Origin of the sequence: Aeromonas sp. R5-4 (assembly GCF_040908215.1) — a bacterium.
In the GTDB taxonomy this organism is placed as follows: Bacteria; Pseudomonadota; Gammaproteobacteria; order Enterobacterales; family Aeromonadaceae; genus Aeromonas; species Aeromonas veronii.
This window is the reverse complement of sequence record NZ_JBFODG010000026.1, coordinates 114,761-131,041: the sequence shown is the minus strand read 5'-3', so window position 1 is coordinate 131,041 and position 16,281 is coordinate 114,761. Positions and strand designations below refer to the sequence as shown.

General features: G+C 58.8%; 15 protein-coding genes. 8 read left to right on the top strand and 7 right to left on the bottom strand.

Annotated features, from left to right (window positions below):
* Positions 1-2: 2 nt before the first annotated feature.
* The 5 genes from AB5Y83_RS13080 (at position 3) to AB5Y83_RS13060 (ending at position 3,837) form a co-directional block, all read left to right on the top strand.
* Positions 3-431 (top strand): PTS sugar transporter subunit IIA, encoded by a 429-nt coding sequence (locus AB5Y83_RS13080; RefSeq protein WP_201956560.1) that lies wholly within the window; start codon positions 3-5, stop codon positions 429-431.
* Positions 432-440: 9 nt separating this feature from the next.
* Positions 441-935 carry a PTS sugar transporter subunit IIB gene (locus AB5Y83_RS13075; RefSeq protein ID WP_041207847.1) on the top strand — a complete coding sequence of 165 codons (495 nt, stop codon included), beginning with the start codon at positions 441-443 and terminating at the stop codon, positions 933-935.
* 12 nt (positions 936-947) lie between these two features.
* A complete protein-coding gene (locus AB5Y83_RS13070) occupies positions 948-1,751 on the top strand; it encodes a PTS mannose/fructose/sorbose/N-acetylgalactosamine transporter subunit IIC (RefSeq protein WP_368175292.1) in 804 nt (267 codons plus the stop codon).
* A complete protein-coding gene (locus tag AB5Y83_RS13065) occupies positions 1,751-2,599 on the top strand; it encodes a PTS system mannose/fructose/sorbose family transporter subunit IID (protein ID WP_279487640.1) in 849 nt (282 codons plus the stop codon). Before AB5Y83_RS13070 ends, AB5Y83_RS13065 begins: the two co-directional genes overlap by 1 nt.
* Before the next feature lie 74 nt (positions 2,600-2,673).
* Positions 2,674-3,837 carry an AGE family epimerase/isomerase gene (locus AB5Y83_RS13060; RefSeq protein ID WP_368175291.1) on the top strand — a complete coding sequence of 388 codons (1,164 nt, stop codon included), beginning with the start codon at positions 2,674-2,676 and terminating at the stop codon, positions 3,835-3,837.
* A 19-nt stretch (positions 3,838-3,856) separates the two neighbouring features.
* Here the strand turns inward: AB5Y83_RS13060 and AB5Y83_RS13055 are convergent, their stop codons facing one another.
* Positions 3,857-4,108, bottom strand: coding sequence for a DUF1289 domain-containing protein (locus AB5Y83_RS13055; protein WP_323890088.1), 252 nt, complete (start codon positions 4,106-4,108; stop codon positions 3,857-3,859).
* 150 nt (positions 4,109-4,258) lie between these two features.
* Here AB5Y83_RS13055 and mltA point away from each other — a divergent pair, with 150 nt between their 5' ends.
* Positions 4,259-5,410, top strand: coding sequence for a murein transglycosylase A (gene mltA, locus AB5Y83_RS13050; RefSeq protein WP_323875408.1), 1,152 nt, complete (start codon positions 4,259-4,261; stop codon positions 5,408-5,410).
* 117 nt (positions 5,411-5,527) lie between these two features.
* Here the strand turns inward: mltA and yfaE are convergent, their stop codons facing one another.
* The 5 genes from yfaE to ubiG form a co-directional block, all read right to left on the bottom strand.
* Positions 5,528-5,851, bottom strand: coding sequence for a class I ribonucleotide reductase maintenance protein YfaE (yfaE, locus tag AB5Y83_RS13045; protein WP_201902747.1), 324 nt, complete (start codon positions 5,849-5,851; stop codon positions 5,528-5,530).
* A complete protein-coding gene (gene nrdB / locus AB5Y83_RS13040) occupies positions 5,848-6,981 on the bottom strand; it encodes a class Ia ribonucleoside-diphosphate reductase subunit beta (protein ID WP_005336708.1) in 1,134 nt (377 codons plus the stop codon). Before nrdB ends, yfaE begins: the two co-directional genes overlap by 4 nt.
* A gap of 80 nt (positions 6,982-7,061) precedes the next feature.
* Positions 7,062-9,329, bottom strand: a complete 2,268-nt coding sequence (gene nrdA, locus AB5Y83_RS13035; RefSeq protein WP_019838757.1) for a class 1a ribonucleoside-diphosphate reductase subunit alpha — start codon at positions 9,327-9,329, stop codon at positions 7,062-7,064.
* A gap of 623 nt (positions 9,330-9,952) precedes the next feature.
* Positions 9,953-10,648, bottom strand: a complete 696-nt coding sequence (locus AB5Y83_RS13030) for an HAD-IA family hydrolase (RefSeq protein ID WP_319888817.1) — start codon at positions 10,646-10,648, stop codon at positions 9,953-9,955.
* The gene (gene ubiG, locus AB5Y83_RS13025) at positions 10,648-11,364 is read right to left on the bottom strand and encodes a bifunctional 2-polyprenyl-6-hydroxyphenol methylase/3-demethylubiquinol 3-O-methyltransferase UbiG (protein ID WP_159163551.1); all 717 of its coding nucleotides are present in this window, start codon (positions 11,362-11,364) and stop codon (positions 10,648-10,650) included. The genes AB5Y83_RS13030 and ubiG overlap by 1 nt, the downstream gene beginning before the upstream one ends.
* A 198-nt stretch (positions 11,365-11,562) precedes the next feature.
* Between ubiG and gyrA the strand changes: the two genes are divergently transcribed.
* A complete protein-coding gene (gene gyrA, locus AB5Y83_RS13020) occupies positions 11,563-14,310 on the top strand; it encodes a DNA topoisomerase (ATP-hydrolyzing) subunit A (protein ID WP_005352118.1) in 2,748 nt (915 codons plus the stop codon).
* Positions 14,311-14,417: 107 nt separating this feature from the next.
* Here the strand turns inward: gyrA and AB5Y83_RS13015 are convergent, their stop codons facing one another.
* Positions 14,418-15,815 (bottom strand): alpha-amylase family protein, encoded by a 1,398-nt coding sequence (locus AB5Y83_RS13015; RefSeq protein ID WP_323905461.1) that lies wholly within the window; start codon positions 15,813-15,815, stop codon positions 14,418-14,420.
* Between the two features lie 272 nt (positions 15,816-16,087).
* Between AB5Y83_RS13015 and AB5Y83_RS13010 the strand changes: the two genes are divergently transcribed.
* Positions 16,088-16,243 (top strand): hypothetical protein, encoded by a 156-nt coding sequence (locus AB5Y83_RS13010; protein ID WP_005345370.1) that lies wholly within the window; start codon positions 16,088-16,090, stop codon positions 16,241-16,243.
* The last annotated feature ends 38 nt before the right edge of the window (positions 16,244-16,281 follow it).

The window sequence follows — 16,281 nt, the reverse complement described above, 5'->3', positions numbered from 1 at the left end:
AGATGCTGAGGATCCTTATCGCAACCCATGGTTCACTGGCGCCGGCCCTGCTGGCCAGCGCCTGCATGGTCTACGGCGAGCTGCCCGCCGTAGCCACAGTCTCTCTTACCGAAGAGGGGGGAATAGAGGCGTTTCGCACCGAGTTTGAACAGACCCTGCGCCGTCATGGCGCGGGGGCTGACGGGGTGCTGGTGCTGTGCGACATGGAGTGTGGCACACCCTACAACGTGGCATGCCGCTTTGCGTTTGACCCCGACTGGCCGCAGCCGGTAGCCGTGGTGACCGGGGTGAACTTTCCCATGCTGCTGATGAGTGCCGACTGGCTGGCGGCAACCGATGTGCACGAGGCGGCCCGCCAGTTGCTGGCCCAGGCACTGGAATCCATGGTGATCGCGGCCCCGGCGGCGCACCAGCAAGATGACAACTTCTAGGAGAGCGAGATGGCGATTTCATTTGTACGCATTGACGATCGGGTGATCCATGGCCAACTGGTGACGCGCTGGGCCAGAGAGCTGCCCTGTGACGGCATCGTCGCGATTGATGACGAGGTGGCGGCCGATCCGCTGCTCTCCCAGGTGATGATCGGTGCTGTGCCGGACACCAAGGTGTGGCTGTTCGACGTGGCGACGGCCATTGCCAAGCTGCCCAAGGTGATCGCCAGTGACAAGCGCTACTTCGTGATTGGCAAGTCGCCGGTCACCCTGCAGCGGCTCTGCGCCGCCGGCATCTCTCTTGAGAACCACAACGGCAAGATCAACGTGGGGCCCATGAGTGCCCGCGAGCAGACCACCACCATAGGCCCCAACCAGTCTGTGACGGCGCAGGAGATCGCCGCCTTTGACTATCTGGCCAGCCTTGGCCACGAGATTGACTTTCGGCTGGTGCCGGACGCCAGCCACTACAGCTGGGCGGATGCCCAGAAAAAGCTGAAATAGGGAGCAAACATCATGTTTCTGGAAGCAACTCTCATCGGGATACTCTGTTATCTCGGTGCCCTCAGCAGCCCCTGGCTGCTGGGATTGACCGGGGGCTGGTACACCATTACCCGTCCGCTGGTTTCGGGCATGCTGGTAGGGGCGATCCTCGGTGATATCCAGACCGGGATCCTCATCGGGGTGGCGGTGCAGGCGGTCTATATCGCCATGGTGACGCCGGGCGGTTCCATGCCGGCGGATCTCAACTTCGTCGCCTTTCCGGCCATAGCCCTCGGCGTCATGTCGGGCAAGGAGCCGTCAGTTGCCGTGGCCATTGCCGCCACCATCGGCATCGCCGGGACCATCCTCTTCAACTTCATGATGGTGTTCAACTCCTACTGGAACCACAGAGCAGACGTGGCGCTGGAACAGGGGGATGAAAAGGGGGTTTATCTCAACAGCGCCATCTTCCCGCAGGTCAGCAACTTCGTACTGCGTTTCGTGCCCACCTTTATCGCCGTCTATTTTGGCAACCAGTACATCGAAGGCTTCATGAACAGCCTGCCTGAGCTTGTGATCCGCACCATGACGGTGGTGGGCGGCATTCTGCCGGCGGTCGGCATTGCCATCCTGCTCAAGCAGATCATCAAGCAGAACAGCATGCTGATCTACTTCCTGGTGGGCTTTGTCGGCATCGTTTTTCTCAAGCTCAACATGGTGGGGCTGGTAATGATTGGGGCCCTGCTGGCGCTCATCCACTACAACTACAAGCCGGAACCACGCCCGGCAGTCGCTGCCCGTGCTGCCACCCAAACCGATGATGAGGATGAATTCTGATGAACACAGAGCTGCAATCAGGGGAACTGGCGGCCAAGCAACCGGTTGCTCTTACCTCACGGGATCTGCGTGCCTGCTGGCGTTCGTGGATGATGTACAACCTATCCTCCATGAGCTTCGAGCGACTCGAATCGTTCGGATTTTGCCTCGGCATGATGCCGGCGCTCAAGAAGCTCTATCCCGGCAAGGCTGAACGGATGGAGGCGATGAAACGCCATGCCTCCTTCTACAACACCGAGCCCCAGATCGGCGCCATTATCAATGGGTTGGCAGTCGGGCTTGAAGAGAAGCGGGCCAATGGCGAGAAGATCGACGGTGAGACCATCAACACCCTCAAGGTCGGCCTGATGGGCCCCATCGCTGGCATCGGTGATTCCATGATCCCCGGTATGCTGGTGCCCATTCTGCTCAGTATCGGTATGGCGCTGGCGGCAGGGGGGAGTGTGCTGGGGCCGCTGTTTTACATCATCAGCTTCAACGCCATCGCCATTACTGGCTCCTACATGTTGTTTATGAAGGGCTACAAGCTTGGCACTGGTTCGGTGGAGTCTCTGGTCAGTTCCGAGTCGGCCAAGCTGCGCGAGGCGCTCTCCCTGCTCGGTGTCTTTGTGATGGGCGGTGTTGCGGCCAGTTATGTCAACCTCTCCACCGGGCTAGATTTTGTCACCTCGGACGGGGTCAATATCCAGGTTCAGAGCATGCTGGATGGCATCTTCCCCAAACTGATGCCGCTGGTGGTGGTGCTGGGTACCTGGTATCTGATGGCCAAGCGCAACGTCTCGCCGGTCAAAGCGATGCTCGGGCTGTTGGTGCTGGCCTTTTTCGGGGTCGCCATCGGTCTGTTCTGATGGGGTCAAGGCCATTTGGTCAACAATGGGAGAGCCTGGCTCTCCCTTTTTATCGCCGTTGCGAGAGGTAATTTATGCATATCGAGGTGACTGAGGCCGCACAGCGTTGCCATCGCTGGCTGGTCTCCGAGGCGCTGCCCCTTTGGGGCGCGCAGGGGGTTGACCCCGAGCGTGGTCTGTTTGCCGAGGGATTGGATAGTGCTGGCCAGCCTTTGTGGCAGCCGACCCGTTTTCGGGTACAGAGCCGCCAGATCTATGTGTTCAGCCACGCCACCCTGCTGGGGTGGTACGACGGGCGCACCCTTGCCGAGCGTTCTGCTTTGGTCGGTATGGGTCATTTTGACGATGGGGCGGGGCATAGCGTTTTCTCCATTAATCGGGATGGTTCGATTGCTGACGCATCAGTCTGCAGCTATGAATACGCGTTTGCCCTGCTGGCTGAGTGTTGGCTCTATCGTCTGAGTGGCGATCCACGCTGGCAACAACAGGCCGAGTCGCGCTATCAGGCCATTGAGCAACTCTTTTTGGACCCGCTGCACGGTGGATTCCACTACAGTTGGCCATCTGGCCCACTGCGCAGCCAAAATCCCCATATGCATCTGTTCGAGGCGCTGCTAGTAGCGGCAGACAGCTTTGATGATGTGATATGGCAGCAGCGGGCAACCGCGCTGTATCGGCTGTTTCGTCAGCGTTTTCTGGAACCCGGGTTACTGCGCGAGTTTTTCGACGATGCGCTGCTGGCGCGTCATGCCGACTCCCGTCTCATCGACCCCGGTCATCACTACGAGTGGTGCTGGCTGCTGGCACGCTACCGGACTCTTGCCAGCAGCTGGGAAATCCAGCCAACCAGCACCGAGATTGACGAGGCAATCGGGATATTGACCCGCTTTGCCATCCGCCACGGGCACGGGCAAACCGGGCTGGTGATCGATGAGCTGACCGATGATGGGCAAATCTATCGCGATACCAGCCGGCTCTGGTGCCAGACCGAACATTTGAAAGCGCTCCTGGCGGCTTATGAACAACAGGGGGATGAGGCTACCGCCTGTCAGATCTGCGAGGTGGTTGCGCGGATCTTCCACTACTACTTGTTGCCCGCGAAGCCCGGACAGTGGATTGATCAAGTGGATAGCGAGGGAAAGCCGCTGACCTCTCGTGCGCCAGCCAGCACGTTTTATCATCTGTTTGTGGCGTTTAGCGAACTGGCCCGGATCGCGGGGGTGGGTATCGGGGAGTAGGGTGGCCTATGGGAGACGTTTAAAAATCCCAGCCGGGTTGTGCTTGCGGTTCATTGAGCGCGCCTTCATGAGCCTTGCGCCGCGCAGCCTCGACCCGGCGTTTGCGATCCCGGCACAGGCGCATCACCTCTTGTTGCTGGGCAGGGGTCATGGTGAGCCAGTTGAAACGCTCCTCGCGATTGCGCAGGCACCCCTTGCAGTAGCCTTTGTTGTTCACTTCGCAGACCCCGATGCAGGGGCTCTGCAGCGGGAATATTTCGAGCTGTTCCATCCATCACCTCGCACATCCTGTCACCTTGTTATAACCCAGCGGATCCCCTTTGGAGAAATCCTGCTTCAAGTGATTGATGTCGTTTGCTTTCCCCCTGCAAATTTGGCATCTTCCCCGCCGAGCATGGCTCTTGGCGTTATATGAGGACATATGAACAAACACGCGTACTGGCTGACCGCCGCAGTGCTGGGACTGGCCGGTTGTGCGGGCAATTCTGACAAAGCAGAAGTGCCCAAAAAACAGACCGACAACAGATGCTTTCTTAACTGCGAGGTGCCGGAAAATCTGGGCAAGCAGTATCTGGACGGGACCTTGCCAGAGGATCTGGTGAGGGTGGAGCGGGTCAATAGCCGTGCGCGTGCCGATTACAGCAAGTTTGGCCCGCAAAGCAGACTGGTATTGGAGCGCTCCGGCAAGATGACCCGCCGTTATGGCGAGCTCTATCATCAGCTCTCCCGCTGGGTGGCGGGTGGCGGCAATCCTGCCGACATCACCCGTTACGGTATCAGCCTGGCTCAGCTGGGCGGCGCCGATCGCATGGGTAACGTGCTCTTTACCGGTTACTACTCGCCGGTGCTGGAAGTGCGCCACCGCCCGGATGCCAAGTACAAATACCCCATCTATGCCATGCCTAAATGTGGCGGTCGTTGTCCGACCCGGGCCGAGATCCATCAGGGGGCCCTGGCCAACCGCGGGCTGGAGCTGGGTTACAGCAAATCCCTTATCGACAACTTCCTGATGGATGTGCAGGGCTCGGGCTTTGTCCACTACGGGGATGACGATCGGCTGCAATATCTGGGCTATAGCGGCAAGAACGGCCACGGTTACGTCAGTATCGGCCGGGTACTGATCGACCGCGGTGAAGTGCCCAAAGAGCAAATGTCGATGAAGGCCATCAAGGAGTGGGCCAACCGACAGCCGGAGGAGAGCGTCAAGGAGCTGGTGGAGCAGAACCCCTCCTATGTCTTCTTCGAGCGTCGACCCACCAATGATGTGATCGGCGCCGCCGGTATCCCGCTGCTGCCGCTGGCGGCCGTTGCCGCCGACAAGACCTTGCTGCCGATGGGGACCCCGATCCTTGCTGAAGTTCCCTTGCTCGACAGAGAGGGCAACTGGACCGGCAAGCACCAGCTGCGGCTGTTGATTGCGCTGGATGTGGGCGGGGCGGTGAAGAAGGGACACCTTGACCTCTACCACGGCATGGGCGAGAAGGCTGGCGTTGCAGCCGGTCACTACAAGCACTTTGGCCGGGTCTGGAAGCTGGGCCTGCACCACGGGCCGACTGCCGCCCCCTGGTTGTAATCCTCTGATGGGTTGGGCGTCTGTTATCGAGCGCCCGAGCAAAGATGAAGAGACAAAAAAGCCGCCGGATTGCTCCGGCGGCTTTCTATTTTGTGTGAGTTACAGCTGGTGGCTGCGTCAGCTCTTCTGGATATCCAGCCGGATGGCGCCGACCGGTTTGCAACAGCAGGGGAGGCACTCCCCTTGGGCGACGAATGCCAGCGGCACCGCAGGATAGTGTACTTTGCCAGCTATCAGCGGAGTGCGGCAGGCGCCGCAATAGCCGCTGCGACACTGGAACTCCACATGATGACCATGGCGCTCCAGGGTCTCCAACACGCTTTCGCCGGGATGGGCGTGCAGCACGGCACCATCCCGGGTATGCACCCGTGGTGCCACGACCGCATGCTGTTCGGCAGGTGCGTGCGGGGCAGGGGTCAGCGTGTTGGTTGCGTCACTCACAGCTCGAAATCACCCAGGTCGTCGGCATTGACTTCGCTGTCGATCTGGCCGACCAGATAGGAGCTGACCTCTACCTCTTGCGGGGCGACCTGTACGTTGTCGGATGACAGCCAGGTGTTGATCCAGGGGATCGGATTCTGCTTGGTGCCGGCAAAGGCTGGCTGCAGGCCGACCGCACTCATGCGCAGGTTGGTGATGTACTCCACGTACTGGCAGAGGATGTCCTTGTTCAGGCCGATCATGGAGCCGTCCTGGAACAGGTACTCGGCCCACTCTTTCTCCTGAATGGCCGCTTCCTTGAAGATCTCGAAGCAGGCCTGTTCGCACTCGGCAGCGATCTCGGCCATCTCCGGGTCATCCTGGCCGGTGCGCATCAGGTTCAGCATGTGTTGGGTGCCGGTGAGGTGCAGCGCTTCGTCGCGGGCGATCATCTTGATGATCTTGGCGTTGCCTTCCATCAGTTCACGCTCGGCGAAGGCAAAGGAGCAGGCGAAGCTGACGTAGAAGCGAATTGCCTCCAGCGCGTTGACGCTCATCAGGCACAGATAGAGCTTCTTCTTGAGCTCGCGCAAGGTGATGGTCACTTCGCGGCCCGCGACGGTGTGGGTCCCTTCACCGTGCAGGTTGTAGAGGGCGGTCGCTTCGATCAGGTCGTCGTAGAAGTGGCTGATGGAGCCAGCGCGCTTCAAGATCTGCTCATTGGTCACGATGTCGTCGAACACCTGGGCGGGGGTGTTGACGATATTGCGGATGATGTGGGTGTAGGAGCGAGAGTGGATGGTCTCGGAGAAGGCCCAGGTCTCAATCCAGGTTTCCAGCTCCGGAATGGAGACCAGCGGCAGCAGGGCCACGTTGGGGCTGCGGCCCTGAATGGAGTCCAGCAGAGTCTGGTACTTCAGGTTGGAGATGAAGATGTGCTGCTCGTGAGGCGGCAGGGCCTGATAGTCGATGCGGTCACGGGAGACATCCACCTCTTCCGGGCGCCAGAAGAAGGAGAGCTGCTTCTCGATCAGCCGCTCGAACACTTCGTGCTTTTGTTGATCATAACGGGCTACGTTGACCGATTGGCCAAAAAACATCGGCTCTTTGAGCTGGTCGTTTTGGGTTTGGCAGAAAGTTGAATAGGCCATGGTTACCAGAATATGTGAATAGAGAAAACAGGAGAGCGGGAGCTTCATGCTCCCGCCCGGTTATCAGTTCTTGTCGTGACTTAGATTTTGCAAGCCCCGCCTGCACAACCGTCATCTTGCAGATCGGTCTGGGCATCGTCTGCACCATCACGGGTGTTGTGATAGTACAGGGTCTTGAGGCCGTATTTGTAGGCGGTTAGCAAGTCCTTGAGCAGCTGTTTCATCGGGACCTTGTTGCCTTCGAAACGTGCAGGGTCGTAGTTGGTGTTGGCGGAGATCGCCTGATCCACAAACTTCTGCATGATACCGACCAGCTGCAGGTAGCCGTCAACGCTCGGTTGCTTCCAGAGCAATTCGTATTGATCTTTCAGGCGATCATACTCGGGCACCACCTGTTTGAGAATGCCGTCTTTGGAGGCTTTGACCGACACCAGACCGCGTGGCGGCTCGATGCCGTTGGTGGCGTTGGAGATCTGGCTGGAGGTTTCGCTCGGCATCAGGGCGGTCAGGGTTGAGTTGCGCAAGCCCACGGACTTGATCTCTTCACGCAGACTTTCCCAATCCAGATGCAGCGGTTCGTTGCACAGCGCATCCAGATCCTTCTTGTAGGTGTCGATGGGCAGGATACCTTGCGCGTAGGTGGTCTCGCCAAACAGCGGGCAGGGGCCGAACTCGCGGGCCAGCTGCACGGAGGCTTTCAGCAGGTAGTACTGAATGGCCTCGAAGGTACGGTGAGTCAGCGCCAAACCAGAGCCGTCGGAGTAACGGGCACCGTTTTTGGCCAGGTAGTAGGCGTAGTTGATGACGCCGATCCCCAGGGTGCGACGACCCATGCTGCCCTTCTTGGCGGCGGCAATCGGGTAGTCCTGATAGTCGAGCAGGGCGTCGAGGGCACGCACGGCCAGATCGGCCATCTCTTCCAGATCTTCCAGCTTCTCGATGGCACCGAGGTTGAAGGCGGAGAGGGTGCACAGGGCGATCTCGCCACTCTCGTCGTCGATATTGTTGAGCGGCTTGGTCGGCAGCGCAATCTCGAGGCAGAGGTTGGACTGGCGTACCGGCGCCACGCTCGGGTCGAACGGGCTGTGGGTGTTGCAGTGATCCACGTTCTGGATGTAGATGCGACCGGTACCGGCACGCTCTTGCATCATCAAGGAGAAGAGGTCTACCGCTTTCAGAGTCTTCTTGCGAATGGCCGGATCCTGCTCGTACTTGACGTAGAGCTCTTCGAACTTGTCCTGATCGGCGAAGAAGGCGTCGTACAGACCCGGCGCATCGGACGGGGAGAACAGGGTGATGTCACCGCCCTTGATGAGGCGCTGGTACATCAGCTTGTTGATCTGCACGCCGTAGTCCATGTGACGAACACGGTTCTCTTCCACGCCGCGGTTGTTCTTCAGCACCAGCAGGCTTTCCACTTCGGTGTGCCACAGCGGGTAGAACAGGGTGGCCGCACCGCCGCGCACGCCGCCCTGGGAGCAGCACTTCACGGCAGTCTGGAAGTATTTGTAGAAGGGGATGCAACCGGTGTGGAACGCTTCGCCACCACGGATGGGGCTGCCCAGACCGCGGATGCGACCGGCGTTGATACCGATACCGGCGCGCTGGGAGACATAACGCACGATGGAGCTGGCGGTAGCGTTGATGGAGTCCAGGCTGTCGTCGCATTCGATCAGTACGCAGGAGCTGAACTGACGGGTCGGTGTACGCACGCCGCTCATGATCGGGGTCGGCAGGGAGATCTTGAAGGTCGAGACCGCATCATAGAAGCGCTTGATGTAGTCCAGACGGGTATCTTTCGGATACTTGGAGAAGAGGCAGGCCGCAACCAGCATATAGAGGAACTGCGGGCTCTCGTAGATCTCGCCGGTAACGCGGTTTTGGACCAGATATTTGCCTTCCAGCTGTTTGACTGCCGCGTAGGAGAAATCCATGTCGCGCCAGTGATCCAGATGGGTGTTCAGCTCTTCGAATTCGGCCTGGGTGTAGTCTTCCAGCAGGTGCTTGTCGTACTTGCCCATGTCCACCAGACGAGCCACGTGCTGGTAGAGGTGGGGCGGTTCGAACTGGCCGTAGGCCTTCTTGCGCAGGTGGAAGATGGCCAGACGGGCTGCCATGTACTGGTAGTCCGGGGTCTGCTCGGAGATGAGGTCAGCCGTTGCCTTGATGATGGTTTCGTGAATGTCAGCGGTACGGATACCGTCATAGAACTGGATATGGGATTTGAGCTCTACCTGGGAGACCGACACGTTGTCGAGTCCTTCGGCGGCCCAGTCCAGCACGCGGTGAATTTTATCCAGATCGATGGGTTCTTTGTGTCCGTTACGCTTCGTCACAAACAAGTTCATTGGCTGATGACCTTCAGTTGATTCCCGAAAAACCATCGCACAATGGCGCCACCCGGGCCCCGGCGGTGTGCGGGAGTTGGGTAGAGATTGTGCGATGAATCACAAGATGTAGTGTTATTTTAAGTTCGAGCTACAAGATAGTGAGGTCAGCCCGCCATTGCAATGTGTGGATAAGTGACGAGCTGTGGATAAATTGTGAGTCTTGCCCCATCAGTTAGTGACCGCTCACAGTGAGCGGGTTTTCATTCGTCCGCTCCGCTAAAAGCAAGTCTCCCGATCGAAGATGGAAAATTTAAATAACTTTTTTTGCTTGCGAAACGGGGGGCTTTTTACTAGCAAACGGCGGCTGATTATCCCTTATGCAACAAGGGTCAAAAGCTGTCCAGTTGTCGCAGCCGCGGGCTCAGCGTGGCAAGGGCTTTGCATCAGATGACGGTGGTTTGTGGCCGCTTTGTGACGGCTGCGAGCTTGTCAAATGGGTATCCAACAGGCAGAAAGCTGCCTTTATTATCAATGAATAGAGGCGTGATGGTGGCGCAGGACGCGGGAGCGTAAAGGAAGAGATGCAAGGGGCGAAGAGTCTCTTCGCCCCGTTATCGCATGTCAGCCGGTAAGGCTGTGCGTTACACCTTGGCCGTCAACTCGTAGCGCAGCCAGTGGTGCAGGGCCTGCACGGTATCAAAGTGCAGATCGGCGCCCCATTGTGCGGGATCTTCCTCATCATTGAGATAGCCCCAGCCAGCGACCGCAGTGCGCATGCCGGCGTTGCGGCCCGCTTCGATATCCCGCACATGATCCCCCACATAGAGGCAGTGAGCCGCCTCGACCCCCAGCTTCTCGCATGCAAAGAACATGGGGGCGGGGTCGGGCTTGCGTACCGGCAGGGTGTCGGCGCTGACGGTGACGCCGCAGCTGGCAAGCTGTGGCAGGGCCGCCAGCAGCGGCTCGGTGAGAAAGCCCGGCTTGTTGGTGACGATGCCCCAGGGGAGCTGTTTCTCGTCGAGCCACTCGATAAGATCCACCATTCCCTCATAGGGGCGGGTACCGACGCAGAGATTGGCCGCGTAGTAGTCGAGCAGGGCATTGCGCAGGCGCGTGGCCCCCAGCTCTTCAAGCAGTTCGTCGCCGAGGCCCGCTTTCAGCAGCCCGAGAGCTCCGTGGGAGGTGGTCTGACGAATAATATCGTCAGAGAGCGGCGCAAAGCCTTCGCTTATTAGCACGTGGTTGACGGCGGCCCCCAGATCCGGGGCTGTGTCGAGCAGGGTGCCATCCAGATCGAACAGCACGCAACGAAGAGGCAGCAGGTGAGAGGAGCTCATCAGCCGTGCTCCGGGCGGACAAACTCCACCATATAGTTGACGTCGACATTTTTGCCGAGCTTGAAACTGTTGGAGAGCGGTGCATAGTGCACCCCGCTCATATCCCGCACCAGCAGGCCAGCTGCTTCACCCATGCGACACAGTTCGGCCGGGGTGATGAATTTTTTGTGATCGTGGGTACCCTTGGGCACCATCTTCATCAGGTATTCGGCCCCGATGATCATCATCAGATAGGATTTGGGGTTGCGGTTGATGGTGGAGACGAACACCCGGCCGCCCGGGCGCACCATGGTAGCGATGGCGCGCAGCACGGAGGCGGGGTCCGGCACATGCTCCAGCATCTCCATGCAGGTGACCACGTCATACTGGCCCGGTACTTCGGCGGCATGGGCTTCGGCAGTGATCTGGCGGTACTCGAGCTCGACACCCTGCTCCAGAGCGTGGAGGCGGGCGACGCCGAGGGGCTCCTTGCCCATGTCGATGCCGGTGACCCTGGCACCACGGCGGGCCATGCTCTCGGAGAGGATGCCGCCACCACATCCGATATCGAGAATGCGCTTGCCAAACAGACCGCCACTTTTGTCGGTGATCCAGTCAAGGCGTACCGGATTGATTTGATGCAGGGGTTTGAATTCACCTTCCATGTCCCACCAGCGGGAGGCGATGGCTTCAAACTTGGCGATTTCTGTCAGATCGACATTGGCATCACTGTTCATTTTTCGAAGATCCTGTGGCAGGGCGCCCGCTTCTGAGTCATGGGCGCAATCTATTGTCCTGGCGGGCATTATAACGGACGGACTTTGTCACACCAGCCCGATCTGATACCCGATTTGTGGCTTAAGGTATTTGGCTCAGTGTGTTACCATGTCGCGCTGTTTAAGCCAAAGAACAACTAATTAGGGATAAGGCTTTCTATGAGCGATCTGGCCAGAGAGATCACGCCGGTCAACATCGAAGAAGAGCTCAAGAGTTCCTATCTTGATTACGCCATGAGCGTGATCGTAGGACGAGCTCTGCCGGATGTGCGTGATGGCTTGAAACCGGTTCACCGCCGCGTTCTGTTTGCTATGAACGAGTTGGGGAACGACTGGAACAAGCCCTATAAAAAATCGGCCCGTGTGGTCGGTGACGTAATCGGTAAATATCACCCACACGGCGATAGCGCTGTGTATGACACCATTGTCCGGATGGCGCAGGATTTCTCCATGCGTTACATGCTGGTCGATGGTCAGGGCAACTTCGGTTCAGTCGACGGCGACAGCGCCGCGGCGATGCGTTATACCGAAGTGCGGATGGCCCGCATCTCCCACGAGCTGCTGGCTGATCTGGACAAAGAGACCGTGGACTGGGTGCCGAACTATGACGGCACCGAGATGATCCCGGCGGTCATGCCTACCAAGGTTCCCAACCTGCTGGTCAACGGCTCCTCCGGTATCGCGGTGGGCATGGCGACCAACATTCCGCCTCACAACCTCACCGAGATTGTCAATGGCTGCCTGGCGCTGATCGAAAACGGCGACCTCACCATTGACGAGCTGATGACCTACATCACCGGCCCGGATTTCCCCACCGGCGGCATTATCAACGGTCGTTCCGGCATCGTGCAGGCGTACCGTACCGGTCGTGGCTCCATCTATGTGCGGGCCAAAGCTGAAGTGGAAGTGGACGAGAAGACCAGTCGCGAGACCATCATCGTTCACGAGATCCCCTATCAGGTGAACAAGGCTCGACTGATCGAGAAGATCGCCGAGCTGGTCAAAGAGAAGAAGATCGAGGGCATCAGTGCCCTGCGCGATGAGTCTGACAAAGACGGCATGCGCATCGTTATCGAGATCAAGCGCGGCGAGTCCGGCGAGATTGTGCTGAACAATCTCTACAAGCACACCCAGATGCAGACCACGTTCGGCATCAACATGGTGGCGCTCGATAACAACCAGCCCAAGGTGATGAACCTTAAAGAGATCCTGGATGCGTTCCTGCTGCACCGCCGTGAAGTGGTGACTCGCCGGACCGTGTTCGAACTGCGCAAGGCGCGGGATCGGGCGCACATTTTGGAAGGTCTGGCGGTTGCGCTGGCCAACATTGATCCCATCATCGAGCTGATCCGCCACAGCGCGACCCCGGCCGACGCGAAAGCGGGCCTGGTTGCCAAGGGCTGGGAACTCGGCAACGTGGCCGCTATGCTGGAAAAAGCGGGCGACGACGCGGCACGGCCAGAGTGGCTGGAGCCTGAGTTTGGTATCCGTGAAGGTCAATACTTCCTGACTGAACAGCAAGCCCAGGCCATCCTTGACCTGCGTCTGCACAAGCTGACCGGCCTCGAGCACGAGAAGATCCTGGAAGAGTACCAATCTCTGCTGGATCTGATCGCCGAGCTGCTGCACATCCTGGCGAGCCCGGCTCGTCTGATGGAAGTGATCCGCGATGAACTGCTGGCCGTGCGTGAGCAGTATGGCGACGAGCGTCGCACCGAGATCAGCATGTCCAGTGCCGAGATCAACATCGAAGATCTGATCACCCCGGAAGACGTGGTGGTTACCCTGTCTCACCAGGGCTATGTGAAGTATCAGCCGCTCTCCGACTACGAGGCCCAGCGCCGCGGTGGTCGTGGCAAGTCGGCCACCCGGATCAAGGAAGAGGACTTTGTGGAGCGTCTGCTGGTGGCCAACACCCACGACACCATTCTGTGCTTCTCCACCCGTGGCAAGGTCTACTGGCTCAAGGTCTATCAGCTGCCGGAAGCGTCCCGTGGCGCCCGTGGTCGTCCGATCATCAACCTGCTGCCGCTGGAAGAGGGTGAGCGTATCACCGCTATCCTGCCGGTGAAGGAGTATGATGCCGAGAAGTATGTGTTCTTTGCCACCGCCAACGGTACCGTGAAGAAGACCAGCCTCTCTGACTTCAGCCGTCCGCTCTCCTCCGGTATTCGTGCCATCAACCTTAAAGAGGGTGATGAGCTGATCGGGGTGGATATCACCGATGGCAGCAACGAGATCATGCTCTTCTCCGACGCGGGCAAAGTCGTTCGCTTCGCCGAAGGCAGCGGTCGCGCCGATGCCGATGTCAGCGATGACGTTGAAACCGACGACGATGCCGGCAATGACGATGATGGCAGCGACAACGGCGAAGGCACCGAAAGCAAGGGTACCTTCAAGGGCGTGCGTCCGATGGGTCGTACCGCCGCCGGTGTACGCGGCATCAAGCTGGGCGCCGGTGACAAGGTGGTTTCCCTCATCGTTCCGCGCGGCGAAGGAGCCATCCTCACCGCCACCGAGAACGGTTACGGCAAGCGGACTGCGTTGGCCGAGTACCCGACCAAGAGCCGTGGTACCCAGGGCGTTATCTCCATCAAGGTGGATGAGCGTAATGGCAAGGTGATCGATGCAATCCAGGTCGAAGATACCGACCAGATCATGCTGATCACCAACGGCGGTACCCTGGTGCGTACCCGTGTTGCCGAGGTGAGCGTCATTGGCCGTAACACCGGCGGTGTCCGTCTGATCCGTACCGGTGAAGACGAGACCGTGGTTGGCCTGCAGCGCATCGCCGAGAGCGACGAAGACGAGAACGACGCGCTGGCCGTTGACGGTGAGGTATCTGAAGGTACCGATACCGCGACCGGCACTGATGCAGTCGATGCAGGGGAAGCGGGTGACGAGTAATCGTCACCTGTTACCCGAGCAACGTCTCTGATCAAAAAGAGCGACCCTGGTGGTCGCTCTTTTTATTTGTCTGCTTTTTATGACTCTCCGCTGATCTTACGGCTGGATCACTCCTGCAGCCACATTCTGGCGCTGCGGGCGGGAATGGCGACCCGTACCCACTGGCTCTGCACGTTGACCACGGCCCCTTGGTCGAGCACGTCACGATAGTTGCGATACCAGTTCATCTCGAACCTGGCGGTATCGAGCCAGTACTCCTGCTCATAGTCGCACTTGTTGATGCCGACCAGCCCCTGTTTGCCCCGTTTGAACAACACGAAGCAGTCACCGCTGCCGACCAGCTGCATGGGTTGGCCCTGCACCGCATTGTGGAAGCGGAGCATTCCCTTGAGATCGGCGCGCTGGTAGTAATCCTGCCAGCGCAGTCCATCCTTGGCCTGGGTCTCGCCGTGATCCGAATAGACCAGCGGCGAGCCACCATCGCGGCCGAGCAGGTAGGCATAGGCCAGCTTCTCGTCAGTCTGGCTTAAGATCTGATAGCGGAAGCCGTCGTTGGTGGGAATGTCGTGGGTCACGGCAAAGGTGACGGCGCGACTGCCCGGTAGCGCCTGACCATAGGCGCCCGGATCCGCCAGCAGGTTCATGCTGCCACCGTAACTGAACGCGCCGCGCAAGGAGGCAAACAGCGGAAAGTCATAGGCCCCCTGACCGCTGTTGTCGAGGTAGGGTTTGAGGAAGCGCTCGTAATCGGTGCTGCCTGCGCCCCCTGTGGTGATCACCTCGCCAAACACATGCATCCCCTGTTTGATCTCGGGGGTGAACACGGCATTGATCTGGTAATCGCTCATGTGTTTGACCGCATCGACCCGAAAGCCCTTGATCCCCATCCCCTTGAGCGCCTTGAGATAGGCCTGCTGCTGGCTTACCACCCAGTTATTGGGATCCAGATCCGGCAGCCCCTTGTCACCGGCACCGCCACAGAGTCGCCAATACTGGACATGACCCGGATCGCTCCAGTCGCTGATGCACCCTTCGGGATGAAAATCCTGACCGGAGAGGAAGTTTTGGCCGAGATCGCCAAACAGTTTCTGGCGCTCGAAATAGGCCGGGTTGCTGGCGTAGCTTTGCAGCAGCACGTTGCCGGGATAGTTGAGATCGCTGCGTTTCCAGCTTTCGTTGGCCATGTGGTTGAGCACCACATCGGCATAGACGGCGATACCTCGCGCCTTCATGGCGGTGATCAGCTGCTCGAGATCCTGTTTGTTGCCAAGAGGGGAGTCGACAAGACGCAGATCCTGCGGCTGGTAACGAGCCCACCACTCGTTGCCGGATGACTTGAGAGGCGGCGAGATGAGTACCTGTTTGTAACCGGCCGACTTGATAAGGTCGGCTTTGGCGGTCACTTCACTGTACTTCCAGTTGAAGGCGTGCAGTATGACGTCGGCTTGCGCCAAGGGGACGATCAGCATGCCTGCGATCGCCCATATTCCCGCTGTGTGTTTCATTATTGTGTCCCTGTTTTTATAGATGCCTGAATGGGCAACCCAGCTTTGGCGGGAACAGAGTGAGCTACAATCCACAACCTGCAGATTTGTGACCGCTTTCAGAGTGATTTCGCCGAATATGTGAACTGTTTCGGCTTTTCCTCGCCACCGCCAGTTGCCTTTTTACAAGTGATTTTTTGTCATTTCCCTGTCATTTCCCTGTCATTCCCGGTCGCTATCCTGCTGGGCGAGTGGTGCGTTGTTGCCATCACCTTCACCGTCAGGAGCTGCATATGACCAGTTGGATCACGTGGGAAATTTGGTGGAGCCGGGTATGGGGCGAATCAGAGGTGCCGCTGTATGAAGAGGATGAGCACGAAGTGGCCCATGAACCCTCGCGGCTGCCGGTTGAAATGGTGCAGCAGGGTCGGGATCAGCGCGCAGGCTAAGGCGTCGTCTCTGGTTTCGGATAGCGCGATCTTGTCGC